This is a genomic window from Microbispora sp. NPDC004025, from assembly GCF_053604425.1.
The window spans coordinates 546,440-573,346 of record NZ_JBSGHN010000002.1 but is presented as its reverse complement, the minus strand read 5'-3'; the positions used below and the strand labels follow the sequence as shown (position 1 = coordinate 573,346).

Sequence of the window (26,907 nt, the reverse complement as noted above, 5' to 3'; positions counted from 1 at the left end):
GGCGAAAGTTCCTGTGACTCGGACGTTCGGTCACAGAATCGGTGGCGCCATTCTACCGACGAGTAAGGTCGGTGGGTCAGACCGACCACTGCGGCCATCAGGGGAGTTTCGGTATGACGTTGTTCCAGCACGGCGGCCCGCGCCCCACGGGGGTGCGCCGGCTCTCGGCGGTGATCACCGCCGGAGTCGTGGCGGTCGCGGCGGTTCTGGTCGCGCCCCGGCAGGCGGTGGCGGACACGCCGTGGCTGAGCGTTTCGGACGACGGCTACGTGGCGATCAGCATTCCGGCGGCCTACATCGAGGCCAACGCGGGCCAGGTGTCGCAGGTGGCCGTCGAGGGGAACTTCGGCCCCTCCTTCGCCTGGGCGGAGTACGGCTTGACCCGCAGGGGCGACATCTGGTGGGGAGCCCTCGGGCCGCTCAAGCCGGGGCTGTACTCCTACCAGGTCACGGGCGACGACACCAAGAGCCTCAAGGACCCGACGAACGCCACCGGCGTGACGTCCAAGCCCCTGTGGAGCACCTTCCTCGTTCGGGGCGACTCGGCGCGCCTGCTGGCGGACGCGCCGCAGGGGCAGGGCGGCAAGGTCGAGACCCTGACCTACCAGGTCAAGAAGAAGGAGCGGTCGGCTCTGGTCTGGACCCCGCCGGGCTACCAGGCCAAGGGCGCCAAGGGTCCCAAGGGTCCCAAGGGGTATCCGGTGCTGTTCCTGCAGTCCGGCGAGGGGCAGAGCGCCACCGACTGGCTCGACCTCGGCCGGGCCAAGCAGATCCTCGACAACCTCTCGGCCCAGGGCTCCATGGAGCCGATGGTGGTCGTGGTCGGCGGCGGTGACGGGCGGGCGGACGACAAGGAGCTGAAGGACCTCCGGAAGGCGGTCGCGGACAAGTACGACGTCCTGCGCGACCCGGCGCACCAGGCGATCGCCGGTGTGGCCGAGGGAGGGGCGCTGGCGCTGCGTGCCGCGCTGACCCATCCGAACGAGTTCGCCTACGCGGGCTCGTTCTCGGGCCTGTCGACGGACGGCGCCGGCCGGCCGGACGCGAGGGCGGTCGGCCGAGGCCTCACGCTGCTGCGGCTGTACACCGGGAACGTGACCGATCCCGCGTACAACCCCACCGTTCGGCTCACGAAGGCACTGGACCGCGCGGGAGTCAGGTACGAGTTCGACGGGGTCAACCCCGACGGCGGGGCGAACTGGAACACCTGGCAGGAGAACCTGATCGACTTCGTGCCGCGGCTGTTCCGCACGGTGCGCGATCACGGTCCGAGCGCCGGTCACGGGCGGCTGAAGGGCGAGTTCCACCCGCCCGCGCCCGGCACCACGCCGACGCCGTTCGTGCGGGACGGTTTCGTCACCTTCGAGACCACGACGGACTTCAAGGACGCCAAGCACGTCACGGTATGGGCGAACGACGCTCCCGGCGGGAGCTGGCTGCGCGTTCCGATGTCCCGCGACGGCGACCGTTGGCGGGTGACCATCGGTCCGCTGGACCCGTGGTTCTACTACTACCAGTGGATCGTGGACCGGGTCGCGGTCAAGGACACGTCGAACCCGACGAAGGTGACCTCCGAGCCGAACTGGAGCTCTTTCTTCATCCCGGGGGAGAGGGCACGCCTGCTCTCGGACGTTCCCGCCGGCCGGGGTGGCAAGGTCGAGAGCCTGACGTACCCGAGCACGGTGGCGAACCAGGACCGGACCGCCTTGGTCTGGACCCCGCCCGGGTACGACGCCAAGCGCGCGGAGCCGTACCCCGTCCTCTACCTCCAGCACGGCAGCGGTCAGAGCTACACGGACTGGGTCGAGATGGGCCGCGCCAAGCAGATCCTCGACCACCAGTTCCTCGACGGGAAGCTGGTGCCCATGGTGGTCGTGATGGGCAACGGCAACGTGCCCGACTTCAACAAGGAACTGCTGGACAACATCGTCCCGGCGGCCCGCGCCCGCTACAACATCTCCGGCGACCCGTCGCGGCAGGCCCTGGCCGGTCTCTCGATGGGCGGCGTGCAGACGCTCGGGGTGCTCAAGGCATACCCGGGCCGGTTCGCCTACGTCGCCGCGTTCTCGGCCTGGTTCGGCAGCGGCGACGGCGTCGACGCGGCGGCGATCAACAACGGGACCAGGATGCTGCGTCTGTACGTCGGCGACCAGACCGACTTCGTGCAGCCCCTGTTCATGGGATCCTTGCCCACCTTGGACAGCCTCGGCATCCGCTACGAGTTCGACGGGGTCACTCCCGGGCCGCACGGCTGGGACGTCTGGCAGAAGAACCTCATCGATCTGGCGCCGCGTCTGTTCAGGCGCTGACGCGGCTTCCGCCGCGCCTCTCCCGCGCGTGCGCGGGAGGGGCGCGGTGGCCTGTCGCGGTGGTCACGATCGGCGGCGCGCCGTCGCTGTCGTGTCCGAGGTCAGCGGGGCGTCAGGTGGGCGTCAGGTGACCGCGGTGCGCTCGGTTGGCGTCGATGAGCAGGTCGAGGGCGTCGCGGGCCTGGGCGAGCTCGTCGATGTGCCGGCTGATCCGGTCCCGCTCCTGGACCAGCCGCTCGAACGCCTCGTCGGAGTTCCGCTCGCTCGGCGTGTCGACACACGGCAGGACCTCGGCGATCGTCCGGCTCGACAGGCCCGCGCCGTACAGGCGCTGGATGAACCGCACCCGCTCGACCTCGTCCTCGGTGTAGTGGCGCTGGCCGCTGGGGCTGCGCGTGCTGGTGAGCAGGCCCTGCTCCTCGTAGTAGCGCAGGGAACGGACGCTCACCCCCGCCTGCGACGCCAACTCGCCGATCCGCATCGCGCCTCCTGTCGGAAAATCTCGGCTCAAACGCTTGCATCTGACGTCAATGTCAGGTCTTAGCGTAGTCGCGTGTCCAGCCGGCGGACACGTCCAACCGCAGAGATTTTCCGAAAGGCGTTCAGGAATGACGACCCTCTTCGACCGCTACCGGCTCGGCGCGCTGACTCTGCCCAACCGTGTCGTGATGGCCCCGATGACCCGGGTCCGCGCGGCCGCGGGCGGCCTGGCCACACCGTCGATGGCCGCCTACTACGCCCAGCGGGCCACCGCCGGGCTCATCGTGACCGAAGGAGTACAGCCGAGCCTTGTGGGGCAGTCCAACCCGGGCACCCCCGGGCTGTACACCGACGAGCAGGTCGCGTCGTGGCGGCCGGTCACCGACGCGGTGCACACCAACGGCGGCCGCGTCTTCGCCCAGATCATGCACGGGGGCCGCGTCTCCCATCCCGACACCACGGGGATGCGGCCGGTGGGACCCTCGGCCGTCCCCGCTCCCGGCGAGGTTTTCACCCCGTCAGGGCCCAGGCCCGCGCCCGTGCCGAGGGCGCTGGAGACCGCCGAGGTGCCCGAGCACGCCATGTCCTACGCGCAGGCCGCGCTCAGGGCCGTCGACGCCGGCTTCGACGGCGTGGAACTGCACGGCGCGAACGGATATCTCATCGCCCAGTTCCTGTCGAGCACCGCCAACCTGCGCACCGACGCGTACGGCGGGTCGGTCGCGGGCCGCATCCGTTTCGCCGTGGAGGCGGTGTCGGCGACCGTGGAGGCGGTGGGAGGCGACCGGACCGGCATCCGGCTCTCGCCCGGCGCGGGCCTGTGGGGCGCGGAGGAGAGCGACGTCCCCGAGCTGTACGGCGCGCTGCTCGCCGAGCTGGCCCCCCTGGACCTGGCGTACGTCCACCTCGAGGCCACCACCGACGAGGACGTGCTCGTCGAACTGCGCAAGGCCTGGCCCGGCACGCTCATCGTCAACCCGGTCTTCCCGATGGGCCCGCGCAAGGCGGACAAGGCGGCGGCCGATCACTGGCTGGGGCTCGGCGCCGACCTGATCAGCTTCGGCCGCGCCTTCATCGCCAACCCCGACCTCGTGGAGCGGCTGCGCCAGGGGCTCCCCATCGCGCCGGACGACGAGTCCACCTGGTACCAGGGCGGCGACGCCGGCTACCTCACCTACCCCGCCTACCGGCACGCGGCCTGACCGCGTCCCAGACCGGGCCCCTCCCTGGTGATGCCCACCGGCAGACCGCTCGGCGACGGACGGTTCCGACGGGGAGTTCTCCGGCCGTCGTCATGCCCCCACGACGCCGGCGAGTTCGGTGCGTGAGGTGACACCCAGCTTGGGGAAGGCCCGGTAGAGGTGGTGGCCCACCGTACGGGGACTGAGGAAGAGCTGGGCCGCGATCTCGCGGTTGCTGATGCCGGCGGCCGCGAGCCGTACCACCTCCCGCTCCTGGGGGGTCAGGCGGCCGAGCAGGGTGCCGGTGGCGCCGGCCTCGTCGACGACCTCCCCGGTGCCGCGCAGTTCCGCTCGGGCACGGTCCGCCCAGGGGGTGGCGCCGGCCTTCTCGAAGGCTTCCAGCGCCGTCCGGAGGTGACGCCGGGCGTCGGTGCGCCGGCGTCGGCGACGTAGCCATTCGCCGTACAGCAGGTGGGTACGTGAGCGCTCCAAGCCCTGCTCGTGATGGTCGAGGGCGGCGGTGAAGTGGTCTTCGGCCCGTTCGTCAGGGCTCGTCAGGGCGCGGCAGCGGGCGGCCAGGGCGAGCGTGGCCGGGCGGCCGGTCAGCTGCGCCCATCGCTCGTAGCGGGCCACGATGTCGTGGCGGGGCGTACCGGTGCGTGCGGCGGCCTCGACGAGGTCGGGCAGCAGGTAGGCGGTCAGCATCGGCGGCCCGGATGAGACGGGGTCGAGGTGGGTGAGGGCCGGTTCGGGATCGCCGGCGCCGAGGTGGAGGAGGGCGAGCGCGTGGTGGGCGTGGGCGGCGGCGGTGCCGATGTCGTGGGCGACGGCGTGGCTGCCGGCGGCCTCGGCCAGCTCGCGGCAGCGGTCGTCGTCACCGTCCAGGGCCGCGAGCGTGGCGAGAGTGGCACGCAGGTGGCAGGCGCGGTGGTCCAGCCCCGCGTACTCGGCGATACGCAGCCCTTCCGCGGCCGCCTGTCCGGCCTGGTCGAGCCGGCCGAGGGCGAGGTCGCTCTCCGCCAGTAGATGCAGGCAGGTGGCCTGCCAGCCCATCAGCCCATGGGAGCGGCAGTGGGCCAGCAGGAGGGCGGCCAACTCCCGGGCGGTGTCATGATCGGCGATGGCGTGCGTGGCGTGGGCGGCCAGGAAGCGCTCACTGAACAGCACATCGGGGTCGCGTGCGGCGTCCTCGAACCGCGGGTCCGCGGGCTGCCCGGCCAGCAGGGCGGCCACGCCGGTCAGTGTGCCGTACCGGCCGGCCGGAAGCGCGCGTGCACGGCCGCACATCCGCGCGATCAGATCGGAATCGCCGGCCGATTGGGCCGCGTGGAAGGCCTCGATCGCGATGGCCGGTTCGGCGAGGTCCGACCCGAGCAGGACCTGGACCGCTCGGATGGCCGAGCCCGCGTTCAGTTCCAGCGCGGCGCGCACCCGGGCCGTCTCCGGCGAGCCGGTGTCGGTGCCGCGCTCCAGGAGTGCGGCCACGCGGGAGAACTGCCCGGCGTCGGCCGAGGCCTGGGCGGCCGCGATCAGCCGGCGCTGCCTGGCGCCGGGGTCGGCGCTGAGCTGGGCGGCGCGCTCGTAGGCGGCCGAGGCCGAGGCCATGCCCTGCCGGCCGGTGGCGCGTTCGGCGGCGCGCTCCAACTCCAGGGCGGCCTGCTCGTCGGCGCCGGTCGCCGCGGCCGCGCGGTGCCAGGCGCGGCGGTCGGCGTGTTCGTCGCCGTCCAGGCTCGTCACCAGGGCCTGGTGCACGGCGATCCGCCCGGCCAGGGTGGCGCCGTGGTAGGCCGCGGCCCGGACCAGCGGATGCCGGAAGGCAGCGTGGGTCCGGTCAGGCGGATCAGCCCGGCTTTCTCGGCCGGTTCCAGATCCGGCACCGTGGCCCCGGCCGCGCGCAGCACCACGGCCAGCTCTCCCGTGTCGTCGGCGGCGGCGACAAGCAGAGCCGTTCGCGTGGACTGCGGCAGCTGGTCGATCTGCGCGCCGAAGCCGGCCTGCACGCGGCTGGACGGGGTGGCGCCGCCCGGCGTCGGCGGAAGCGGGCCGAGCAACCCCGCGCGCTGTTCCTCGGTCATCGCGCGCGGCAGCTCGATGAGGGCCAGCGGATTGCCCCTCGCCTGCGCCGTGACACGTTCCCGCACATGGGCGGGCAGGTCGGCGCCGGGCCGGGAGGCGAGCAGCGCGGTCGTCGCCCCCTCGTCCAGCCCCTCCAGCCGTAGCTCCGGCAGCCCCAGCGGGCGCGGCTCGCGCAGTGCGAAGAGCATCACGACGCCCTCGGCGTCGAGCCGGCGCGCGACGAAGGTCAGCGCGTCCAAGGACGCCTGGTCCACCCATTGGGCGTCGTCGACCAGGCACAGCACGGGATCCTCCCCGGCGTGCTCCGACAGGAGCGTCAAGACGGCGAGCCCGGTCAGGAAACGATCCTGCCCGGCGGAGGCCGTCACGCCGAAGGCCGCCCGCAGCGCGGCCGCCTGCGGCTCGGGGAGCAGGTCCAGCCGCCCCAGCGCGGGTCGCAGAAGCTGGTGCAGCGCCGCGAACGGAAGCTCGGTCTCCGATTCGATCCCGGTCGTCCTCAGGATCTTGGCCGATCCCGCCCGGGCGGCCAGGTGCTCCAGCAGCGCGGTCTTGCCGATGCCCGCCTCCCCGGTGATCACCAGCGCCGCGCTGGCGCCCGCTCGGGCCTCGGTGAGGAGGCGTCGCAGTTGTTCTTCTTCGGCGGCTCGCCCGTACAACACCCGACAAATCTACCTAGATGACGGTACGTGGATCTGTCGCGTTAAGTCATGACGACCGATTCGGGACGGGGTGCCGCCCGCCTACCGTCGTCGTTGTCCACCTCACGACCAGGGAGCAGACTTGACCCCCTTCGACAACCCCGTTCCGTTCACCTCGCGATCGCGGAGGCGTCGCGAGCAGCGCGTGACCGTCTTCCGGCAGCCCGTTCGCCGCACGGGCGTGCGAGGTGGACGGTGACAGTGTTCACCCTGGAAACGGCACGGCTCCAGTTGCGCCCGTTCACCCGCGAGGAGGCCGAGCACGTCGTGGCAGGCTCTCGCGAGGGCCGGAACTGGAGCCCTGGCTACCCGCGCCACGACGACCAGGACATCGCGCGGCTCGTCCTCCAGGAAGCTCCGGCCGACCCGCTGTTCGGCCCGCTGCAGATCGTGCTGCTCGGCTCCGGCGCGGTCATCGGCGGCATCGGCTTCTTCGGCCCGCCCGGCGACGAGGGAAGCGTCGGTTTCGGGTACGGCGTCGCCCCCGAGGTCGAAGGGCGCGGCTATGCGACCGAGGCGCTGCGTGCCCTCCTGCACGAGGGGTTCGCCACCGGGCGGATCAGCCGCGCCCTCGCCGACACCGCTCACGGCAACCGCGCCTCCCAGCGGGTGCTGGAGAAGGCCGGCCTGCGCCGGATCTCCTCCGACGAGCGCCTCCACTACTACGCGACCGAGACATGAGTTCCGCTACGCGCACGCTGACGCCTCGCGGTCCGGAGAGGGTCGGCGCGGCGCGTACGCCGGGCCGCCGCGCCGGGAACCGGCGCGGCGGCCCGGGCCGGGGGGCCCGCGGGTGGCGGGCCCCCCGGTTCCGCGCGGCCCCGTGGTGGGGGGGCACGTGGGGTCCCGAATTAGTTGGTGGCGGGGGCAGGGGGAAGGGGGGGGCGGGGCTCCCCGCCAGACGGCCGCCGCGCCGCGAGGGCCCGGCCCCCCCCCCCCCGGGCCGGGGGCCCCTGTGGTGCGGGGCCCCGGTGTTCCGCGCGGCCCTGTGGTGAGGGGCCAGGTGGGTCCGCGATTTCGTGTTCGCGGGTCCACGGCGGAAGGCTCGGACGGGACGCCCGGCCCGGCTCTCGCCGTACGGCGGCGGGCCGGGGCGACCCCGTGCGTCAGGCCGGTACGGACGCCACGCCGGGCTCCAGGAAGCGGGAGCCGGTCACCTCCTCGGAGATGCCCGTACGGTCGAGGTACGGCGTGATGCCGCCGGTGTGGAACGGCCAGCCGGCGCCGAGGATCATGCACAGGTCGATGTCCTGCGGCGCGGAGACCACGCCCTCGTCGAGCATGAGCCTGATCTCCCGGGCGAGGGCCCGCAGTGCGCGCAGCCGCACCTCCTCACCGGTCGAGGGGGACGAGCCGCCCTCGAACAGCGCCCGCACCTCCGGATCGATCCGGAAGTCCGGGCCGTACAGGCCGGGCTTGCCCGTGGCGACCAGCTTGGCGAGGTTCTCCGACACGCCGAACCGGTCCGGGAACGCCGCGTGCATGGTCTCGGCCACGTGCAGCGCGACGGCCGGGCCGACGAGCTGGAGCAGCGCGAACGGCGTCATCGGCAGGCCGAGCGCGTCGAGCGCGTGGTCGGCGACCTCCAGCGGGGTGCCCTCGTCGGCGGCGGCCGTGACCTCGCCCATGAAGCGCGTCAGCAGCCGGTTGACGACGAACGCGGGCGCGTCCTTGACCAGGACGGACGACTTCTTCAGCGTCTTGCCGACCGCGAACGCCGTGGCCAGCGTGGCGTCGTCGGTGGCGGCGCCCCGGACGATCTCCAGCAGCGGCAGCACGGCGACCGGGTTGAAGAAGTGGAAGCCCACGACCCGCTCGGGATGCCGCAGGCCGGAGGCCATGTCCGTGATCGACAGCGAGGAGGTGTTGGTCGCGAGCACGCAGGTGTCGGAGACGACCTCCTCGACCTCGGCGAACACCTTCTGCTTCACGCCGAGGTCCTCGAACACGGCCTCGATCACGAAGTCGGCGTCGGCGAAGGCGTCCTTGGTCAGCGACCCGCTCACCAGGCCCTTCAGCCGGTTGGCCTGGTCGGCGGAGATCCGGCCCTTGCCGAGCAGCTTGTCGACCTCGGCGTGGACGTAGCCGACGCCCTTGTCGAGGCGGGCCTGGTCGAGGTCGGTCAGCACGACCGGGACCTCCAGGCGGCGGGCGAACAGCAGCGCGAGCTGCGAGGCCATCAGCCCGGCGCCCACCACGCCGACCTTGGTGACCGGGCGGGCCAGCGACCTGTCCGGCGCGCCGGCCGGGCGCTTGGCCCTGCGCTGCACCAGGTCGAAGGAGTACAGCCCGGCCCGCAGCTCGTCGCTCATGAGCAGGTCGGCCAGCGCCTCGTCCTCGGCGGCGAAGCCCTCGTCGCGGGACGCCGTACGGGCCAGGGCCACGAGGTCGAGCGCCCGGTACGGCGCGGGGGAGGCGCCCCGCAGCTTGAGGTCGACGAGGGTACGGGCCTGGTCGACGACCGGGGCCCAGTCCCCGGCGGTGTGGTCGGCCCGCTCGACGGTCACCTCGCCGCGCAGCACCTGGGCGGCCCACCGCAGCGACTCCTCGACGAAGTCGGCGGGCTCGAACATCGCGTCGGCGATCCCGAGGGCGAACGCGTCCCGTCCCTTGATCATGCGGTTCTGCGACAGCGGGTTCTCGATGACGACCTTGAGCGCCTTCTCCGGGCCGATCAGGCGGGGGAGGAGCTGGGTGCCGCCCCAGCCGGGCACCAGGCCGAGGAAGCACTCCGGCAGCGCGATCGCCGGGACGCCCGACGACACGGTGCGATAGGCGCAGTGCAGGGCGATCTCCAGGCCGCCGCCCATCGCCGCGCCGTTGACGAACGCGAACGACGGCACGTCCAGCTCGCCCAGACGACGGAAGACGTGGTGCCCGAGCCGCCCGATGGCCAGCGCCTCCTCGCGGGAGGAGACCGCCGCCGCGCCCTTGAGGTCGGCCCCGACCGCGAAGACGAACGGCTTGCCGACGACGCCGACGGCCGCCAGATCGGAGCGCGATGCGATCGCGTCGAGCGCGTCGTTCAGCGCGAGCAGGCCGTGCGGGCCGAAGGTGTTCGGCTTGATGTGGTCGTGGCCGTTGTCGAGCGTGATCAGCGCCATCGTGCCCGCGCCGTACGGCAGCTCGACGTCGCGCACGAGGGCCTTGGTGACGACCTCGTCGGCGTTCTTGCCCTCCAGGAGGGCCTTGCAGGTCTCGATCGTGCTCATGCCAGGTTCTCCCAGATGACCGTGCCGCCCATGCCCATGCCGACGCACATCGTGGTGATCCCGTACCGGACGTCGGGACGCTCGGCGAACTCGCGCGAGAGCTGGGTCATCAGCCGCACGCCCGACGACGCGAGCGGGTGGCCGAACGCGATCGCGCCGCCGTACGGGTTGACGCGCGGGTCGTCGTCGGCGATGCCGAAGTGCTCCAGGAAGGCCAGCACCTGTACGGCGAACGCCTCGTTGATCTCGAACAGGCCGATATCGCCGATGGACAGCCCGGCCAGGCGCAGCGCGCGCTCGGTCGAGGGGATCGGCCCGATGCCCATCACCTCGGGGTCCACGCCGGCGAAGGCGTAGGACACCAGCCGCATGCGCGGGGTCAGGCCCAGCTCCCGCGCCACGTCCTCGGCGGCCACGATGCAGCCGGTCGCGCCGTCGTTGATGCCGGAGGCGTTGCCCGCCGTGACCCGCCCGTGCGCCCGGAACGGCGTCTTGAGGGAGCGCAGGCCTTCCAGCGTGGTGCCGGGGCGCGGCGCCTCGTCCGCCGTGGCCAGGCCCCAGCCCTCGGCGGCCTTGCGGGCGGCCACCGGCACCAGGTCGACCTGGATCTTGCCGTCGGCGTACGCCTTGGCGACCTTCTCCTGGGAGGCGACGGCGAAGGCGTCGGCGCGCTCCTTGGTGATGGACGGGTAGCGGTCGTGCAGGTTCTCCGCGGTCATGCCCATGATCAGCGCCGAGCCGTCGACGAGCTGCTCGGACAGGAACCGCGGGTTGGGGTCGACGCCCTCGCCCATGGGGTGGCGGCCCATGTGCTCGACGCCGCCGGCGATGGCCACGTCGTAGGCGCCGAAGGAGATGCCGCCCGCCACCGTGGTCACGGCGGTCATCGCGCCGGCGCACATGCGGTCGACGGCGTAGCCGGGAACCGACTTCGGCAGCCCGGCGAGCACCGCCGCGGACCTGCCGATCGTCAGGCCCTGGTCGCCGATCTGGGTGGTGGCCGCGATGGCCACCTCGTCCACCCGCTCCGGGGGGAGGCCGGGGTTGCGCCGCATCAGCTCGCGGATGACGCGGACTACCAGGTCGTCGGCACGCGTCTCGGCGTACAGGCCCTTCGGGCCCGACTTGCCGAAAGGCGTCCGAACGCCGTCGACGAAGACGACTTCACGGGACGCAGGCACGGGTTCGCTCCTACTGGTCGGTAGCTTCCGGAGGCCCATGCTACTGGTCGGTAACCGGTCGCTGGATCAGAGGGGGCGACGGACATGCCGGCGGTCTCGCGCACGACGCGAAGACGCCCCCGGAGGCCGCGCGACGGTCGTGCCGCGCACCTCCGGGAGCCTCCGGCCGCACCGGGACGACGCGGGCGGGTTCAGCCCGCGTCCGGGACGGGCGTGCAGGGCTTCACGGGAGAGCCGGCCTCGGCCAGCCAGGCGCCGAGCCGCCAGGGCCGCCGCGCGTCCCGGTTGTCGCGGAACTCCAGGACGAGCGTCTCGCCCGGCCGGATGAACTCCGGGCGAATCCTGATCTCACGGACGTCGACCACCTGGGCCGCCTCGAACGAGCGCCACCGTTCCACGCCGTTCCGCAGCTGTTCCTCCGTGTGCCCCCGCGACCCGTAGGAAGGGTCCACGCCCTCGAACCGGGCGTCCGCGCACCGCGTGTGCGGCGCCAGGAACGACACGTCGGCCGTGACGCCTGCCGCCAGCAGATCGGCTCGCAGCCCCTCGGGGTCGCGCATCTCGTGGAGAGCCACCGTGATCGTGCCGTCGGCGTTCTCGGTCACGGCGTACGCCGGGGTCCCGCCTCCGGCGACCAGCGGTGCGGTGACGGCCGCCGCCGCGACGCCGGCCGCGATCAGCAGCCGAGGGGCGGTGAGGACCCGCCGCGGTGAGGTGGCGGGGGCGGGCCGCCGGGCCCGCATCCCGTCCAACAGCCGCCGCCTGGCCCCGGCGAGGTCGTCCTGCGAGGCCGCGGGGACGGCCTGCCACATGCTGGTGAGCGCGTTCACTGCCATGCTCCTTCTGGTAGATCCCGGCGAATCTGGTTGCGGGCCCGGTTGAGGCGTGAGGCGACCGTGCCCGGGGGGATCGCGAGCGCGTCGGCGACCTCCTGGTAGCTCAGCCCGGCCCAGGCGACGAGCAGCAGCACGTCGCGGTCGGCCCGTTTGAGCCGCAGCAGGGCCCGTGCGAGCGGCCGGTTGACGGCCAGGGTGTTGACTCCGTCCTCCACCTGCGCGCCCGGTATCTCCCCCGGATGGACGCCGCTGCGCAGGTACGCGCGGTAGAGGGCGGCCTCGGCGCGCCGCCGTTTCCCGATCATGTTCGAGGCGATGCCGTACAGCCACGGGCGGGCGTCGGGGCGGCCCAGGTCGTAGTCGTCCCGGCTCTGGAAGGCGGCCAGGAAGGTGTCGGCCACGACGTCCTCCGCCTCGCCGGGCCCCAGCCGCCTGGTCACATAACGGTGGAGGAGCGGTGCGTGCCGGTCGAACAGGACGGCGAAGACCTCCGGCTCGTGCAGCGATCTCCCGATGAGGGTCGCATCATCCGCCGCGACGACTTCGCGGGTAGTTGTCATGCATCTCGGCCTTTCCTGGCGTCTGCGGTCACCTGTACTTACCGAGCCAGGCCGAAATGCTTCATTTCCGGTGACGGTCGTACGCCCCGGTCAGGTCTCCGGGGTGAGGAACTCCAGGCGGTTGCCGACGTTGTCGTGGGCGTGGAAGCGACGATGGCCGGGGAAGTGCGGATCCCAGGCGACCTCGACTCCGGCGGCCTCCAGACGCGCGGCGAGGTCGTCGAGGCCGGTCACCAGGATGCCCGGGTGCGCCTTGCGCGCGGGGCGGGAGTCCTCCTCCACGCCGAGGTGGATCTCCAGGGCGCCGGCCCGCACCCACAGGCCTCCGCGCGCGGCGAGCGCGGGGGGCTTGCCGATCTCGGTCATCCCGAGCAGGCCCACGTAGAAGGCGCGGCACTCGTCCTCCGCCCCGGGCGGAACGGCGAGCTGGACGTGGTGCAGGCCGTACCCGAAGGCATCGGTCATCTCACACCTCGCCCTTGATCTCCAGCCGTTCCAGAGCCTTCGTCAGCGGATGGACGGTCAGGCCGATCTGCCAGTCCCGCGCGCCCAGCTCGCGCAGCCGGTCTCCCACGGTCTCCTCGCTGATGGGCACGGGCGGTTCCCACGTCAGCCTGCGTACGGCGTCGGGCTGGAGCAGGTTCTCCGTCGGCATGCGGTGCTCGTCGGCGAGCGCCGCCACGACGGTCCGCGCCGCCGCGAGGCGCCTGGCGGCGGCGGGGTCCCGGTCGGCCCACCGGTTGGCCGGGGGAGGGCCGTCACCCGGCCCCACGGGCTGCGGCAGGGCCTGCTCCGGCATCGTGCGGGCCCGGTTCACCGCCGCCAGCCAGTCGTTGAGGTGACGGCGGGCGCTGCGGCCGACGAAGGGGGTGATGTCGGTGAGGGCCTTGGTCGTACGCGGCTGGTCGAGGGCGGCCTGGACGATCGCCGAGTCGGGCAGCACCCGCCCGGGCGCGAGGTCGGCCTCCCGCGCGATCTGGTCGCGCAGCGTCCACAGCTCCCGCACCACCGCGAGCCCGCGCAGCGTGCGCACGCGGTGGATGCCCGAGGTGCGCCGCCAGGGGTCGGTACGCGGGGGAAGCGCGGGGGCGGCCAGGATCGACGCGAACTCCTCCAGCGCCCAGCCCAGCTTGCCGGTGGCGGTCAGCTCCTCGTGGAGGACGTCGCGCAGCTCGACCAGCACCTCCACGTCGAGCGCCGCGTAACGCAGCCAGTCCTCCGGCAGCGGGCGGGACGACCAGTCGGCCGCCGAGTGCCCCTTCTCCAGCCGAAGTCCGAGGACGAGCTCGACCATGGTCCCCAGGCCCACCCGCTCGTAGCCGAGCAGCCGCCCGGCCAGCTCGGTGTCGAACAGCCGCCGCGGGCGGAAGCCCAGCTCGGCCAGGCACGGCAGGTCCTGGTTGGCGGCGTGCAGGACGATCTCGGCGTCGCTCACGGCCTCGTCCAGCGCGGACAGGTCGGGGCAGCCGATCGGGTCGATCAGCGCGGTGCCCGCGCCGGCCCGGCGCAGCTGCACCAGGTAGGCGCGGCCGCTGTAGCGGTATCCGGAGGCGCGCTCGGCGTCGACGGCCACCGGTCCCGTCCCGCGGGCGAAGGCGTCCACGGCGGCCGCGAGCGTGGCGGAGTCCTCGATGACGGGCGGGATTCCCTCGCGCGGCTCCAACAGGGGCTGGACTACGGGTTCTGTCACGGGCTATGGAACTTTCGGATCATCTCGGCGGGCGGGACGCGGATGCAGCGTCGCGACGTCGGGCGGCAGTGGGGGGATGCCCGCGGCCAGGCACATGAGGTCGCACCACGCGGCCGCGTGCGGCGACAGGTCCTCGTCGAGCGGGGACCACGAGGCGCGCAGCTCGATCTCGGTGGTGACGGGGTCGTCCGCCTTGCCGCCGAACCCCTCCGAGACGGCGCGGGTGACCGTGCCGCCCACCGCGGCGTACCGCGCGCCGTGGGCGTCGAGCGCCTCGGTAAGCCAGCTCCAGGCCACCGGCCCCAGCAGCGGGTCGGTGGTCATCTCCGGCTCCATGTCGGCGCGTACGTAGGCGACGAGGCGGAACGGCCCCTCCCAGCCGCGCTGGCCCTCGGGGTCGAACAGCATGATCAGGCGGCCGACGGCGAGTTCGTCGTCGTCGCGGTACACGGACGCCCCGACGGCTCCGGAGTACGGCGCGAGCCGCTGGGGGGCGGGGATGTCCTCCAGCTCGATCTCCGGCCGTACCTCGGCAGGGCGCAACGTCTCCAGCGCGCGCCTGAAGGCGGCGGGAGGCGCCGGCGGTTCACCGAGGGTCATGACGGAAGAGTAGGTCGGATTCGGGATGGCGCGAAGCAGGGGGGTGGCTGTGGGGGGCATCGCAAGTCGTCAAACCGTCGCCGCCAGTCGAGCCGTAACCCGGGCGGACGTCCGCGCCGAGGCGCGTCCGAGCGTGCGGTCCCGGCGGTCGCCGCAGCCGTCCACACGGCGGCGCCGCCCCGTCGCGCGCGCCGCGCGGCTCGGACGGGCGGGGCGCGCGGCGTCGCTGCCGGCACAGCGCTCAGTGCGGCGTTCGGGGGAACTCCACATCGAAGTCATCGCTCCGGGGCCTCTCGTCGGATCCACGGTCGTGGCGGTCGCTCGGGACTGATCCGACGTTGGCACGTCCCGGCGACATTTCCCCGCATCGCGCTCGGCGTGTCTCGAAAGTGGTATTGGAATCGATGCCGGATGGCCGATTGGCGAACACATTGCCGAGGTGTGAGAGGACTCACAGGAGGGGATGGGGTTCACCTTACGCGATGAGCGGCCTTTCTCGCGTCGTTCTGGAACCCCAGGTCATGGGTCCGGGCGCCGGGCGACCCCCGGGCATGGCAGGCTGGTGCCGTGAAACCCCAGCTCGCCGATTCCGTTTTCGTCCGCGCCTGCCGGCGTGAGCCCGTCCCGCACACGCCGGTGTGGTACATGCGCCAGGCCGGTCGTTCGCTGCCCGAGTACCGCAGGGTGCGCGCCGGCGTCGAGATGCTCACCGCCTGCGCCACGCCCGACCTCGTGGTCGAGATCACGATGCAGCCGGTCCGCAGGTACGGCACGGACGCGGCGATCTTCTTCAGCGACATCGTGGTGCCGCTCAAGGCCATCGGCGTCGACCTCGACATCAAGCCGGGCGTCGGCCCCGTCGTCGGGACCCCCATCCGCGACAAGGCGGGCATGGAGGTCCTGCGCCCGCTGGAGCCGGACGACGTCCCGTACGTGACCGAGGCGGTCGGCGCGCTCACCGGGGAGCTGGGCGGGACCCCGCTGATCGGCTTCGCCGGAGGGCCGTTCACACTCGCGTCGTATCTGATCGAGGGCGGCCCCTCCAAGAACCACGACCGCACCAAGGCCATGATGTACGGCGAGCCCGAGCTGTGGCACGAGCTGATGGAGCGGCTCAGCGCGATCACGCTCGCCTTCCTGCGCGTCCAGGTGGCGGCCGGCGCCTCGGCCGTCCAGCTCTTCGACTCGTGGGTCGGCGCGGTCGCGCCGCAGGACTACCGCTCCTACGTGCTGCCGCACACCAGCCGGATCTTCGCCGGCCTGGCGGACCTCGGCGTGCCGCGCATCCACTTCGGCGTCGGCACCGGCGAGCTGCTCGGCCTCATGGGCGAGGCCGGCGCCGACGTGGTGGGCGTCGACTGGCGGGTGCCGCTCGACGAGGCCGCGCTCCGCGTGGGCGCGGGCAAGGCCCTGCAGGGCAACCTCGACCCGGCGATCCTGTTCGCGCCCTGGGAGGTCGTCGAGAGGCGGGCCAGGGACGTGCTCGAACGGGGCAGGGTGGCCGAGGGGCACGTGTTCAACCTCGGTCACGGCGTGCTTCCCTCGACCGACCCCGACCAGCTCGCCCGGCTCACCGACTTCGTCCACGAGTCGTCGGCCCGCTGAGGGTCCTACCTCCGTGTGTGCCCGGACGCCCGGCCCTCGTCCCGGGCGTCCTCAGAGGCCTCGGCAGAGGCGTCGTCGGGCCCGTCTACAGGGCCGTCGTCGCGGTCCTCGTCACGGTTCGCGTCCCTGTCCTCGTGCGGGGCCGGCGCCGGCGCCGCGGGGCGCGGCCGCCCAGGATGAGGCGCGGCAGGATCCGGTGAGCCCGTCACGGCCGGCCCGGCGGGCTCGCCGCCCGGTCCGTACGGCCAAACGGGGACAGGGGCGCCCCCGGGGGAGGCGGGCCCGTACCCGGGAGGCACAGGACCCGAGGGGACGGCACCGGGGGGCACGGCACCGGGGGGCGGAGCGGCACGGCGGCGCATCCGGCGCATGACGGTCCGGACGACCAGCCACACCAGCCCGGCCACGACGAGCCAGGGCAGCAGCGCGCCCAGCACGGTCAGCGCCACCACGGTCGACGCGGTGAGGGTGTCCCATCCGGTGCGCAGCCCGCCGAGGAAGCCGGACGGGTCCTCCTTCGTGGGCCGGGCCGAGGCCTTCGGCGGAGGCACGAGGGTGAGCGTCACGGTGGCCATGCCGGTCTGCGCCGCCAGCGCCTTCTGCCTGGCCTGCAGCGACTCCAGCTCGGCCTCGCGGTTGGTGATCTCCCGCTCGATCTCCAGGATCTCGCCGATCTTGTTCGCCTTCGACAGCAGCGTGCGGAACTGCCCGAGCGCCGCCTCGGCCGACTTCACCCGGCTGGCGACGTCGGCGACCTCCTCGGTGACGTCCTGCGCGTTCTGCCGCATCGACCGGCGTTTCCCGAGGTCGCGGCCGAGCTGGGCCAGCACGTCGGCGTAGCGGGCGGGCGGCACCTTGAACGCGATCACCGCGCGCTGGCCGCTCGAATAGGAGTCGCTGCGCTCCTCGGCGACGTACCCGCCCGCGCCGGTCACGATCGACTTGGCGCCGTCGGCCGCCGCGGTGACGTCCTTGGCCTCGACGGTGAGCTCGGCCTGGTAGATGACCGCGCGGTCGGCCGGATCGATCCTGGCCTTCTCCTGCCCGCCGCCCTCGCCGTCCGCGGCCTGCCGCTCCGCGCTCTGACCCGTGGTCCCTGTCGTGGGAGCGTCCGCGGCCGGCGCCGCGGGCGCGCCGCCGCTGTCGGCCGCCCCGCTGCTCGACAAGTCCTCCGCGCCGCCGCATCCCGTCAGCAGAAAGGCGACGGCCGCCAGGGCCGCCGCGCCGTACCGGATTCGCCTCATGCCCTTACATCGGATCACCGCCGGGCACAGTTCAGCGCCGGCGATCACGATGGCATCACGATGCCACCGTGGTCGCCGGCGCCTTGGCTGGGGATGGGGGTCCCGTGGGTCCCGGCCGGGCCGGGCCGGAACCCACGGGACGTCTGGCTAGCCGCGCAGCTGCTCGATCAGGGCCTGCGCGTCGCGGATGAGCGCGTCGCTCGCGGCCTTGTCGGTCACCCGCTTGGCGTCGCCGGCGAAGCCGGCGAACCGCTCCAGAGCCTTGATCGCGTTGTCCTTCTTGCCCATGCCGGCCTGCTTGGCCGCCTGGTCGAGCTGTGCGGTCAGGACGTCACCGTCGCCGGTCACCGTGCCGGCGGTCCGGAAGGCGGTGAGGAGGGCCTTCACGTCGTCGAAGGAGGTCGTGACCGTGAAGGTCACCGACTTCTCCGTGACGTGCCCGGCCTTGTCCTTGGCGCTGACGGTCAGCGTGTTCTCGCCGAGCGGCAGCTTCCACAGCGGGAGGGCCTCGCCCGACTTGACCTGCAGGTCGCCGATGGCGCCCGTCACGCTCGCCACACCGGAGCCCGCGTCGGTCGCGGTGAAGACCGGCGTGATCGAGGCCGAGTCGCCGTGCTCGCCGGACTCGACGCCGTCGACGGTCAGCGCGGGTGCGGTCTTGTCGATCTTCACCGTGACGGTGCCGATCTGCGAGACGTTGCCGCCGCTGTCGGTGGCGCGGTAGCGGACCTCGGTGGTGCCCTCGGTGCTCAGGGTCACCGGGTTGTTGGCGTTCGACCAGGTGGCGCCGCCGTTGACCGAGTACTGCCGGCTCGCGACCGTGCCGTTGTCGGTCGCGGTAACCGTCAGCGTCACGTTGCCCTTGTACCAGCCGTTCTCACCGTTCGGCTGGGCCGGGTTGAGAGTGGCGGTCACGGTCGGCGGGGTCTTGTCGGCGGCACCGTCGCCCACGAAGGTGAACGCGTCCACCTCCACGCCGCCGGTCGAGGTGACGTACAGCTTGCCGCTGCCCGTGGGGGCGTTCTTCAGCTCGGTGGTCACCGTCTGCCAGCCGGAGCCGGCCGGGATCGCGACGGTCGCGAACGGGGTCGCGGCCGGCGAGTTCCAGCGCAGCGACAGCGTGCCCGCGCCGCTGGCCACGGTCTTCACCGAGGTGATTCCGGCGAGGTTCACCGGGTCGTAGCCGATGTGGTCGCCGGCGTCGAACGAGGTGACCTTGTTGAGGCCGGACGCCGTCTCGTCCTGGGTCTTGGTGACGCCCTTGCTGTCGTCCCCGTGCTCGGCCTGCATGAGCTTGGGGTTGAGGATCAGGGTCGCGTCGCTGGAGGCGCCGGGGATGCCGTTGGCGCCGTTGTCGCGGTAGCTGACCACGACCACGCCGAAGATGTTCTCGGTCACGCCGTGCTCGGGAGCGTCCGCGGGGGTCGCCCAGGTGACGGTGCAGCCCGTGCCGGTGGTGATCGGGTGGGCGTGCGTGTCGTGGCCGAGGCCGAAGGTCCACGCGACCCGGCTGCAGGTCGGGTTGTCGCCGTCCTCCTGGTCGGTCACCTTGACCGTGAGCGGAACCGCGTTGCCCCAGTCGATGAAGGAGCCGTCGCCGGGGGTCTCGATGCTGACCTTGGGCGCGGTGTTGCCCACGGTGATCTCGATCGTGGCGAGGCCGAACCTGCCGCCCGAGTCGGTGACGCGGAGCCGGGCGGTGTACTGCCCGAGCTTGTCGTAGGTGTGGGTCGCCGTCACGCCCTTGGCGTCGAAGGTGCCGTTGCCGTCGAAGTCCCACTCGTAGGTCAGGTCGCCGGCCTCGGAGTCGGAGGACTTGGCGCCGCTGAACTCGACGGTGAGCGGCGCGTTGCTGCCCGACGTCTTGTCAGCGGTGATCTTCGCCTGCGGGGCCTTGTTGCCGGGCGAGTAGTCGATGCGGTACAGACCCGAGTCGGGGTTGGCGCGGAAGAAGCCGTCACCGTAGTCGAGCACGTACAGCGCGCCGTCGGGGCCGAACTCGATGTCGATCGGGTTGTCCGTGATGGGCATCGCCATCTTGGTCAGCTCGGCGTTCGGCAGGAAGTGCTCGAGCTTGGTCACCGGCCCGTCAGAACCCGTCACGGTGAACGCCGCCAGGTAGTCCTGGGAGAACTCCGCGAAGAAGAACTTGTTGTCCCAGTACGCGGGGAACTTGGTGGGCGAGGGGTTGTCGGCGTCGTAGTGGTACACCGGACCGCCCATCGGGCCCTGGCCGTTCTGCACCGGGTCGAACTCGGTCAGCCCGGCCCACTCCGCCGGCTGGTCGCCCGCGCGGTCGCCGTAGTACATGTCGGCGGGAACCGCGGGCGGGAGCTTGTCCAGGCCGGTGTTCCAGCGGGAGGTGTTGACCGGGCCGCCCGCGCAGTCGAACCACTCACGCGGCTTGGAAGTCGCGTAGTCCCAGTTGTTGTAGTTGAAGTTGTCGCCCGTGCAGTACGGCCAGCCGGCGTTGATGGGCTTGGTGATCGGGGTGACGTTCCACTCGACGTAGCCCATGGGGCCGCGGTTGGGATCGGCGGTGCCGGCGTCCGGCCCGTAGTCGCCCCACGACACCGTCCCGGTCTTCGCGTCCACGTCCATGCGGAACGGGTTCCGCACGCCGGTGACGAAGATCTCGGGCCGTGTCTTGGCCGTGCCCTTCGGGAACAGGTTGCCGTCGGGGACGGTGTAGGAGCCGTCCTCCTGCACCTTGATCCGCAGGATCTTGCCGCGCAGGTCGTTGCTGTTGCCCGCACCGCGCCGCGAGTCGAAGCCGGGGTTCATGCCGGGCGCGTCGTTGTTGGGGGCCATGCCGTTGGCGCCGGGCGTGCTGGCCGGGGTGTTGTCACCGGTGGCCAGGTAGAGGTTGCCGTCGTCGTCCCAGTCGAAGTCGCCGGCGACGTGGCAGCACTGCCCGCGGTTGGTCTCGACCTTGATGATGACCTGCTCGGTGGACAGGTCGAGCTTGTCGCCGTCCCACTTGAACCGGGAGAGCTGGTTGTAGCCCTTCCACTGGTTCCAGTAGGACTCGTCCGCGCCCGCGGGAAGGGAGTTCGGCGCCGACCCCGCCGGGGTCTCCGAGGGGTACGGCCCGGTCATCTTCCGGGGCGCGTAGTAGACGTAGACCCACTTGTTGTCCGCGAAGTCGGGGTCGATCCCGATCGTCTGCAGGCCGTCCTCGGAGTTGTTGTAGACGTCGATCTTGTTGATGATCTTCGTGACGCCGGTGGCGGGGTCGGTCAGCCGTACGTCGCCGTTGCGGGCGGTGTGCAGCACCCGGCTGTCCGGCAGGATCGCCATGTCGATCGGCTCGCCGACGTCCTTGGTGAGCGTGACCTTCTCGTAGTTCTCCCAGTGCAGGGCGTCTTCGTGCGCCTGCGCCGGTGCGGCGGTGAGCGCCGCCGCGAACGGGAGCGTCAACGCGGCGGCGAGAGCGCCGCCCAGAATGCGAGTACGCTTCAAGTCTGCTGCGCCTCTTCTTTCACAGGGGGGTGACAGGGGAAAGGCGGGCCGCCGCGTGCCGGTGGAACGGGTCGAACGCGTGGCGGTCCGCCATACTCGTCGAAGTCGTCAGCCGCGCAGAGCGGACATGTTCCGGTAGCTCAGGTCCGCGTACTGCAGGGACTGGCCGGGGTTGGCCGTGCCGCCGGGGGCGGTGTCCTGCTCGTACATCGGGTTGTGGTAGCCCTTGGCGCCCACGCCGCGGAGGAACGCCGCGTAGTCGATGTCACCGGTGCCGAACGGAACCATGTCGTAGCCGTTGGCCGTGCCCGTGTTGATCTTGCCGTCCTTGGCGTGGAACAGCGGGAACCGCTTGGTCTGGGCCTGCACGACGCCGAGCGGGTTGAAGACCTGGGTCTGGGTGGACCCGTCCGGGGCGGTGAAGGTCTTGTGCTTGTACTGCGCGACGTGGGCCCAGAAGATGTCCATCTCGAGCCAGACGTGCTTGGGGTCGGTGATCTGGAGGAAGTACTCGAGGCGGCGAATGCCGGAGGAGCGGGTGGGCCGGCCCTGCGCGTCGAGCGGGCCGCTGTCGAGCAGGAAGCTGTAGGCCACGTCGTGGTTGTGCGTGTACAGCTTGAGGCCCGCGGCGGTGGCGATCTCGCCGAGCGCGTTCCACTTCTCCGCGGCGACGTCCCAGTCGGCCTTGTAGGCGCTGCCGGTCGGGTCGCTGCCGGTGCCGACGTGGGCCATGCCGAGGATGTTGGCGATCTCCAGGTGGAGCTTGAAGCGGTCCAGGTCGGCCTGGTTCAGCGGCCAGGAGCCGGGGATGAAGCCGTGGTTGCCCTGGGCGACCAGGCCGTTGTCGTCCAGCCAGCCGCGCAGCAGCTTGGCGCCCTCGACGCTCTCCAGGCTGGCGCCGCCCTCGGCGTTGCGGTGCTGGCTGTAGCCGGCGAACTCCACCTGCGCGTAGCCGATCCGGGCGAGCTCCTCGAACACGGCGCGGAAGCCGGAGGGGAGGTTGCTGGACAGCGGGTCACGGGAGATGGCGTCGCGGACCGTGTACAGGATGATGCCGCGCCGCGGCGGCGGGATCAGGACGCCGTTCGGGCCGTTGCCGGCGGTCGCCGCACGCGCGACCGACTTCATCGGACCGGCGGCGGCCACGGCGGCGGCCGCCGCCATGCCGGTCGTGGCCGCGAGCAGCTGGCGGCGGCTGAGGCCCAGCCGGCGTCCGAGGTTGCCGGCCGACTCCATCTCTTCTTCGTACGCACTCATCGTCTTGCCAACTCCATCTGCGTGAAGAACCTTGATCCCCCGATGACGCGGCCGAGCCGCGGGTGCACTTGGCGAGCAAGCTACGCCACTTTTGTCTGACAGGGAAGAAGTTTCTACATGATCTTTTGTACTTTGTGTTGACACAGGACAAAGTCCGAGGAGTGAAGGGAGAAGGGCGGCGACGGTGACCGTACGCGCGCGGGGGCTCCGACGGGCGGTCGGCGGCCGGGACCCGTTGATCACGGTTCCAAGGTGAGGGGCGTTGAACTTTCCGTAGCCTGCTGGAAACTTTTTCTTGTCAGCGACGAAAGATGCCTCTTAGTATCCGAATGTTCCGGGGTCATCCTTCATACCCGAGTTGACGGGAGAGTTACAGTGCCCATCGGTGTCTGGCTGGTCGGCGCCCGGGGGTCCGTCGCGACCACGGCGGTGGTCGGGGCGGCGGCGGTTCGCGCGGGAGCGGCCCCGCCCATCGGGTGCGTCATCGAGGCCGCCGGCTTCCCGGGAGGCTTCGCTCCCCTCGGTGACCTGGTGTTCGGCGGTCACGACGTGGTCGGGACCCCGCTGCGGAAGAGGGCCGAGATGCTCGCCCAGGCGGGAGTGTTCCCTCCCGTCCTGACGACGCTGCTCGCCGCGGACCTCGACGCCGCGGAGGCGGAGAGCAGGCACGGCTACGTGCCCGGCGAGGAGAGCCAGGCCGACGCCGCGCGGCGGCTGGCCGCCGACCTCACTGACTTCCGGGAGCGGCACGGCCTGTCCCACGTCGTCGTGGTGGACGTGTCGTCGACCGAGCCTCCCGCGGAGGTGCCGTACGCGCGGCTCGCCGACCTGGAGGAGGCGCTCGCGGCGGGGCAGGACCCGCTGCCCGCCAGCTCCCTGTACGCCTACGCGGCCTTCACCGCCGGCTGCGGCTACGTCGCGTTCACCCCGTCCGCCGGTCCGACGCCTCCCGCTCTCGACGAGCTGGCGCGGCGCAACGGCGTGCCGTACGCGGGACGCGACGGCAAGACCGGGGAGACGCTGGTCAAGAGCGCGCTCGCGCCGATGTTCGCCGGCCGTGCGCTGCGCGTGCGCTCGTGGTCGGGGCTCAACCTGCTCGGCGGCGGCGACGGCGCCACGCTGGCCGACCCCGCGGCCCGGGCGAGCAAGTCGGCGAGCAAGGCGCGCGCCGTCCCCGCGATCGTGGGCGAGGACGTCGAGGGCCTGACGCACATCGACTACGTCGCCGACCTCGGCGAGTGGAAGACCGCCTGGGACCACATCACGTTCGAGGGGTTCCTCGGCGTCCGGATGACCATGCAGTTCACCTGGCAGGGCTGCGACTCGACGCTGGCCGCCCCGCTCGTCCTCGACCTCGCCCGCCTCGTCGCGCGGGCCCACGAGGCCGGGCACAGCGGTGTGCTCGCCGAGCTCGGCTACTTCTTCAAGGACCCGCTGGGCGGCGCGGGACACGACCTGCCCACCCAGTACGCCCGGCTGGTGGACTTCGCACAATCGATCTCAGGTGAACGGCCGTGAGGGCCTGGCTGGAGCTGGTCCGCGCGCCCGCCGCGCTGTCCGTCCCCGGTGACACGCTGGCGGGCGCGGCGGTGGCCGGGCGGCCGGCACGGCCCGGGCTCGCCGCCGCGTCGGTGCTGCTCTACTGGGCCGGCATGGCGCTCAACGACTGGTCGGACCGCAAGCTCGACGCGAAGGAGCGCCCGGAACGGCCCATCCCCTCCGGCAGGATCAGGCCGGAAGGGGCGCTCGGCCTCGCCGTCGCCCTGACCGGCGCCGGGGTGGCCGCCGCCGCGGTCTTCGGCGGGCGTCGCGGGCTCGCGGTCGCGAGCCTGCTCGCGGGCTCTGTGTGGGCCTACGACCTGAAGCTCAAGCACACCCCGGCGGGCCCCGCTGCGATGGCGGCCTGCCGCACGCTCGACGTGCTGCTCGGGGCGGGCCCCGACACCCGGGCGGCCGCCCCGATGGCGCTGGCCGTCGGCGCGCACACCTACGGGCTCACCGTGCTCGGCACGGCCGAGGTCGACGGCGCCACCCCCGCGATCGTCACCCAGGCGCTGGCCGCGACCGGCGCGTCCGCGGCGCTGGCCGCCGTCGCCTGCCGCCACGGCGAGACGCCGGGGCGGCTGGGCGCCGCCGCGATGATCGCCGGCTACCTCGCCACGGCCGGCCGGGCCCAGCTGGCGCTGCGCGCCGACCCCGACCCCGAGCAGGTGCGCCAGGCGGTGCGGATGAGCATCCTCGGCCTGATCCCGCTGCAGGCGGCGGCGGTGGCCGGGCGGGGCAGGCTCGCCCAGGCGGCGGCGCTGCTGGCCGCGCTGCCGGCCGGCCGCTGGCTGTCGGCGAAGGTGGCCACATCGTGATCTGGGCCTACTGCACCAACGGCTTCCGCGACCATCCGCTCGACCAGACGCTGGAGGTGCTCGCCGACCTCGGCTACACCGGCGCCGCGGTCACGCTCGACCACGGGCACCTCATGCCCGGCGCCTCTCCGGCGGAGGTCGGGCGGATCGCGGCGCTGGCGCGGCGGCTCGGCCTGGCCCTCGCCGTGGAGACGGGCGGCAGGTACACGCTCGATCCCCGGCGCAAGCACTTCCCGACGCTGCTGCACGACGAGGCCGAGGCGCGGGTGGACTTCATCCGCGAGGCGATGCGGATCGCGGCCGACCTCGGCGCCCCCGTGGTGCACCTGTGGAGCGGCATCCGGCCGCCGGAGGTGCCCGAGGCCGAGGCGTGGGACCGGCTCGTCCGGCACTGCGAGCGCCTGCTCGGCGAGGCCGACGAGGTCGGCGTCACGCTCGGGTTCGAGCCCGAGCCGGGGATGCTCGTGGCGGACCTGGCCGGATACGAACGGCTGCGCGACCTGCTAGGCGGCCACGCGAGGTTCGGCCTCACCCTCGACATCGGGCACTGCCGCTGCCTTGAGCCGTACGACGTGCCCGAATGCGTCGAGCGGGCGCTGCCGTACCTCGTGCACGTGCAGATCGAGGACATGCGGCGAGGCGTCCACGAGCATCTCGAGTTCGGCGAGGGCGAGATCGACTTCCCGCCCGCGCTCGCCGCGCTCGACGGTTTCGGCGGGCTGGTCGCCGTCGAGCTGGCCAGGCACAGCCACGCGGCGCCCGACGTGGCGCGAAGGTCGATCGAATTCCTGAGGAGGGCACATGACCTGGCTGGCGCAGGCCGTAGCCGACGTTGAGCGCGACCCGGAGACCGTCTACGCGCTGTTCACCCGGGCCGCCAGGGAGGGCGGCCCGGGCGCCCGTGCCGAGCTGCTGAGAACGCTCACAAAGGCCCTGCCGGATCCGGTGGCGGCCATCACGAAGCTCTACTGGCAGGGCGACGCGGGGGAGCGGCTGGAGATCCTGGAGGCGCTTGCGCAGCTCGACCTCGGTCCGGCCGCTCTCCCGCTCGTCCACGACGCCCTGCGCACCAACGACACCCGGCTGGTCGCCGCCGCGCTCGGCCCGTACGGCTCGGCGTGGCTGGACGACCACGCCTTCCGTCAGGGCGTGCTCAAGTGCGTCTTCATGTCCGTTCCGCTCGCGTCGGTCGAGGGCCTCGACCGGCGCTTCGACGACGAACTGCGGCGCATGCTCGCCGACTTCGCCGCCGAGCGCCGTGCGGCCGGACGGCCCGTTCCCCCCGACGTTCTCGAGAGGCTCTGATTCCCGATGAGGATCTTCGACCCCCACATCCACATGACGTCCCGCACGACGGACGACTACGAGCGCATGTACGCCGCCGGGGTCCGTGCCGTCGTGGAGCCCGCCTTCTGGCTCGGCCAGCCGCGCACGAACGTCGGCAGCTTCCTCGACTACTTCGACGCCCTGCTGGGGTGGGAGCCCTATCGGGCGGCGCAGTACGGCATCCGCCACCACTGCACGCTCGCGCTCAACCCCAAGGAGGCCAACGACCCGCGCTGCGCGGGCGTGCTGGACGAGCTGCCCCGCTACCTGCTGAAGGACTCCGTCGTGGCCGTCGGCGAGGTCGGCTACGACTCGGTGACGCCGGAGGAGGACCGCGTCTTCGAGGCGCAGCTGGCGCTCGCCGAGGAGCACGGCCTGCCGGTGCTCGTGCACACGCCGCACCGTGACAAGGCGGCCGGGACCCGGCGCACGCTCGACGTGGTCAAGGGCATGGACCCGGGCAGGGTCCTGGTCGACCACCTCAACGAGCTGACCGTCGGCATGGTCCGCGACGCCGGGTGCTGGGCGGGCTTCTCCATCTACCCGGACACGAAGATGGACCCGGACCGGATGGTGGCCATCCTCAAGGAGTACGGCACCGAGCGGATGATCGTGAACTCCGCCGCCGACTGGGGGCGCAGCGACGTGCTGAAGACCCGCGAGGTCGGCGAGGCCATGCTGGCCGCCGGGTTCACCGACGAGGACGTCGACCGGGTGCTGTGGCAGAACCCGGTCGCCTTCTACGGTCAGAGCGGGCGCCTGCACCTGGACGACGTCGAGTCCGGCGGCGACTACGAGGGCAACACGATCCTGCGCGGGACGCGCTGACC

22 protein-coding genes are annotated in these 26,907 nt (G+C 72.4%); 9 read left to right on the top strand and 13 right to left on the bottom strand.

Annotated features, from left to right (window positions below):
- The first annotated feature begins 113 nt into the window (after positions 1–113).
- Positions 114–2,309: an alpha/beta hydrolase gene (locus ACWEQG_RS06965; RefSeq protein WP_452282456.1), complete on the top strand. Its 2,196-nt coding sequence runs from the start codon at positions 114–116 to the stop codon at positions 2,307–2,309.
- Positions 2,310–2,421: 112 nt separating this feature from the next.
- Here the strand turns inward: ACWEQG_RS06965 and ACWEQG_RS06960 are convergent, their stop codons facing one another.
- Positions 2,422–2,790 carry a MerR family transcriptional regulator gene (locus tag ACWEQG_RS06960; RefSeq protein WP_452282454.1) on the bottom strand — a complete coding sequence of 123 codons (369 nt, stop codon included), beginning with the start codon at positions 2,788–2,790 and terminating at the stop codon, positions 2,422–2,424.
- 127 nt (positions 2,791–2,917) lie between these two features.
- On the opposite strand from ACWEQG_RS06960, the gene ACWEQG_RS06955 reads away from it, so the two are divergent.
- The gene (locus ACWEQG_RS06955; RefSeq protein ID WP_452282452.1) at positions 2,918–3,991 is read left to right on the top strand and encodes an alkene reductase; all 1,074 of its coding nucleotides are present in this window, start codon (positions 2,918–2,920) and stop codon (positions 3,989–3,991) included.
- 90 nt (positions 3,992–4,081) lie between these two features.
- Here the strand turns inward: ACWEQG_RS06955 and ACWEQG_RS06950 are convergent, their stop codons facing one another.
- Together ACWEQG_RS06950 and ACWEQG_RS06945 are read right to left on the bottom strand one after the other, a co-directional pair.
- Complete coding sequence (locus ACWEQG_RS06950) at positions 4,082–5,722, bottom strand: LuxR C-terminal-related transcriptional regulator (protein ID WP_452282450.1); 1,641 nt, start codon at positions 5,720–5,722, stop codon at positions 4,082–4,084.
- Positions 5,704–6,705, bottom strand: coding sequence for an AAA family ATPase (locus ACWEQG_RS06945; protein WP_452282448.1), 1,002 nt, complete (start codon positions 6,703–6,705; stop codon positions 5,704–5,706). Before ACWEQG_RS06945 ends, ACWEQG_RS06950 begins: the two co-directional genes overlap by 19 nt.
- Positions 6,706–6,939: 234 nt before the next feature.
- Between ACWEQG_RS06945 and ACWEQG_RS06940 the strand changes: the two genes are divergently transcribed.
- Positions 6,940–7,425 (top strand): GNAT family N-acetyltransferase, encoded by a 486-nt coding sequence (locus tag ACWEQG_RS06940; protein WP_452282446.1) that lies wholly within the window; start codon positions 6,940–6,942, stop codon positions 7,423–7,425.
- Positions 7,426–7,850: 425 nt separating this feature from the next.
- On the opposite strand, the gene ACWEQG_RS06935 is transcribed toward ACWEQG_RS06940, so the two are convergent.
- The 7 genes from ACWEQG_RS06935 to ACWEQG_RS06905 form a co-directional block, all read right to left on the bottom strand.
- The gene (locus ACWEQG_RS06935) at positions 7,851–9,956 is read right to left on the bottom strand and encodes a 3-hydroxyacyl-CoA dehydrogenase NAD-binding domain-containing protein (protein ID WP_452282444.1); all 2,106 of its coding nucleotides are present in this window, start codon (positions 9,954–9,956) and stop codon (positions 7,851–7,853) included.
- Positions 9,953–11,176 carry a thiolase family protein gene (locus ACWEQG_RS06930; protein ID WP_452282442.1) on the bottom strand — a complete coding sequence of 408 codons (1,224 nt, stop codon included), beginning with the start codon at positions 11,174–11,176 and terminating at the stop codon, positions 9,953–9,955. Before ACWEQG_RS06930 ends, ACWEQG_RS06935 begins: the two co-directional genes overlap by 4 nt.
- Before the next feature lie 152 nt (positions 11,177–11,328).
- Entirely contained in the window at positions 11,329–11,973 is a 645-nt protein-coding gene (locus tag ACWEQG_RS06925; RefSeq protein WP_452282440.1) for a hypothetical protein, read from the bottom strand.
- The gene (locus ACWEQG_RS06920; RefSeq protein ID WP_452282438.1) at positions 11,964–12,533 is read right to left on the bottom strand and encodes an RNA polymerase sigma factor; all 570 of its coding nucleotides are present in this window, start codon (positions 12,531–12,533) and stop codon (positions 11,964–11,966) included. Before ACWEQG_RS06920 ends, ACWEQG_RS06925 begins: the two co-directional genes overlap by 10 nt.
- A gap of 90 nt (positions 12,534–12,623) precedes the next feature.
- Complete coding sequence (locus tag ACWEQG_RS06915; protein ID WP_452282436.1) at positions 12,624–12,998, bottom strand: VOC family protein; 375 nt, start codon at positions 12,996–12,998, stop codon at positions 12,624–12,626.
- 1 nt (position 12,999) lies between these two features.
- Positions 13,000–14,223, bottom strand: coding sequence for an HRDC domain-containing protein (locus ACWEQG_RS06910; protein WP_452282434.1), 1,224 nt, complete (start codon positions 14,221–14,223; stop codon positions 13,000–13,002).
- Positions 14,224–14,226: 3 nt separating this feature from the next.
- On the bottom strand, positions 14,227–14,823 hold the full coding sequence (locus ACWEQG_RS06905) for a DUF3000 domain-containing protein (RefSeq protein WP_142563873.1): 597 nt from the start codon (positions 14,821–14,823) through the stop codon (positions 14,227–14,229).
- A gap of 567 nt (positions 14,824–15,390) precedes the next feature.
- Here ACWEQG_RS06905 and hemE point away from each other — a divergent pair.
- Entirely contained in the window at positions 15,391–16,428 is a 1,038-nt protein-coding gene (gene hemE, locus ACWEQG_RS06900; protein ID WP_452282432.1) for a uroporphyrinogen decarboxylase, read from the top strand.
- A 5-nt stretch (positions 16,429–16,433) separates the two neighbouring features.
- Here hemE and ACWEQG_RS06895 read toward each other — a convergent pair whose 3' ends face one another.
- The 3 genes from ACWEQG_RS06895 to ACWEQG_RS06885 form a co-directional block, all read right to left on the bottom strand.
- A complete protein-coding gene (locus ACWEQG_RS06895; protein ID WP_452282430.1) occupies positions 16,434–17,672 on the bottom strand; it encodes a DUF4349 domain-containing protein in 1,239 nt (412 codons plus the stop codon).
- A 147-nt stretch (positions 17,673–17,819) separates the two neighbouring features.
- Positions 17,820–21,134 (bottom strand): PQQ-dependent sugar dehydrogenase, encoded by a 3,315-nt coding sequence (locus tag ACWEQG_RS06890; RefSeq protein ID WP_452282428.1) that lies wholly within the window; start codon positions 21,132–21,134, stop codon positions 17,820–17,822.
- 108 nt (positions 21,135–21,242) lie between these two features.
- Positions 21,243–22,391 carry a sugar phosphate isomerase/epimerase family protein gene (locus tag ACWEQG_RS06885; protein WP_452282426.1) on the bottom strand — a complete coding sequence of 383 codons (1,149 nt, stop codon included), beginning with the start codon at positions 22,389–22,391 and terminating at the stop codon, positions 21,243–21,245.
- 375 nt (positions 22,392–22,766) lie between these two features.
- Here ACWEQG_RS06885 and ACWEQG_RS06880 point away from each other — a divergent pair, with 375 nt between their 5' ends.
- From ACWEQG_RS06880 to ACWEQG_RS06860, 5 genes are read left to right on the top strand one after another with little or no spacing between them, the layout of a single operon-like run.
- A complete protein-coding gene (locus ACWEQG_RS06880; protein ID WP_452282424.1) occupies positions 22,767–23,909 on the top strand; it encodes an inositol-3-phosphate synthase in 1,143 nt (380 codons plus the stop codon).
- Positions 23,906–24,751 carry an SCO3242 family prenyltransferase gene (locus tag ACWEQG_RS06875; RefSeq protein WP_452282422.1) on the top strand — a complete coding sequence of 282 codons (846 nt, stop codon included), beginning with the start codon at positions 23,906–23,908 and terminating at the stop codon, positions 24,749–24,751. The genes ACWEQG_RS06880 and ACWEQG_RS06875 overlap by 4 nt, the downstream gene beginning before the upstream one ends.
- The gene (locus ACWEQG_RS06870) at positions 24,748–25,587 is read left to right on the top strand and encodes a sugar phosphate isomerase/epimerase family protein (RefSeq protein WP_452282420.1); all 840 of its coding nucleotides are present in this window, start codon (positions 24,748–24,750) and stop codon (positions 25,585–25,587) included. The genes ACWEQG_RS06875 and ACWEQG_RS06870 overlap by 4 nt, the downstream gene beginning before the upstream one ends.
- Complete coding sequence (locus ACWEQG_RS06865) at positions 25,553–26,056, top strand: EboA domain-containing protein (protein ID WP_452282418.1); 504 nt, start codon at positions 25,553–25,555, stop codon at positions 26,054–26,056. The genes ACWEQG_RS06870 and ACWEQG_RS06865 overlap by 35 nt, the downstream gene beginning before the upstream one ends.
- 6 nt (positions 26,057–26,062) lie before the next feature.
- The gene (locus ACWEQG_RS06860) at positions 26,063–26,905 is read left to right on the top strand and encodes a TatD family hydrolase (protein WP_363462924.1); all 843 of its coding nucleotides are present in this window, start codon (positions 26,063–26,065) and stop codon (positions 26,903–26,905) included.
- Positions 26,906–26,907: the final 2 nt, after the last annotated feature.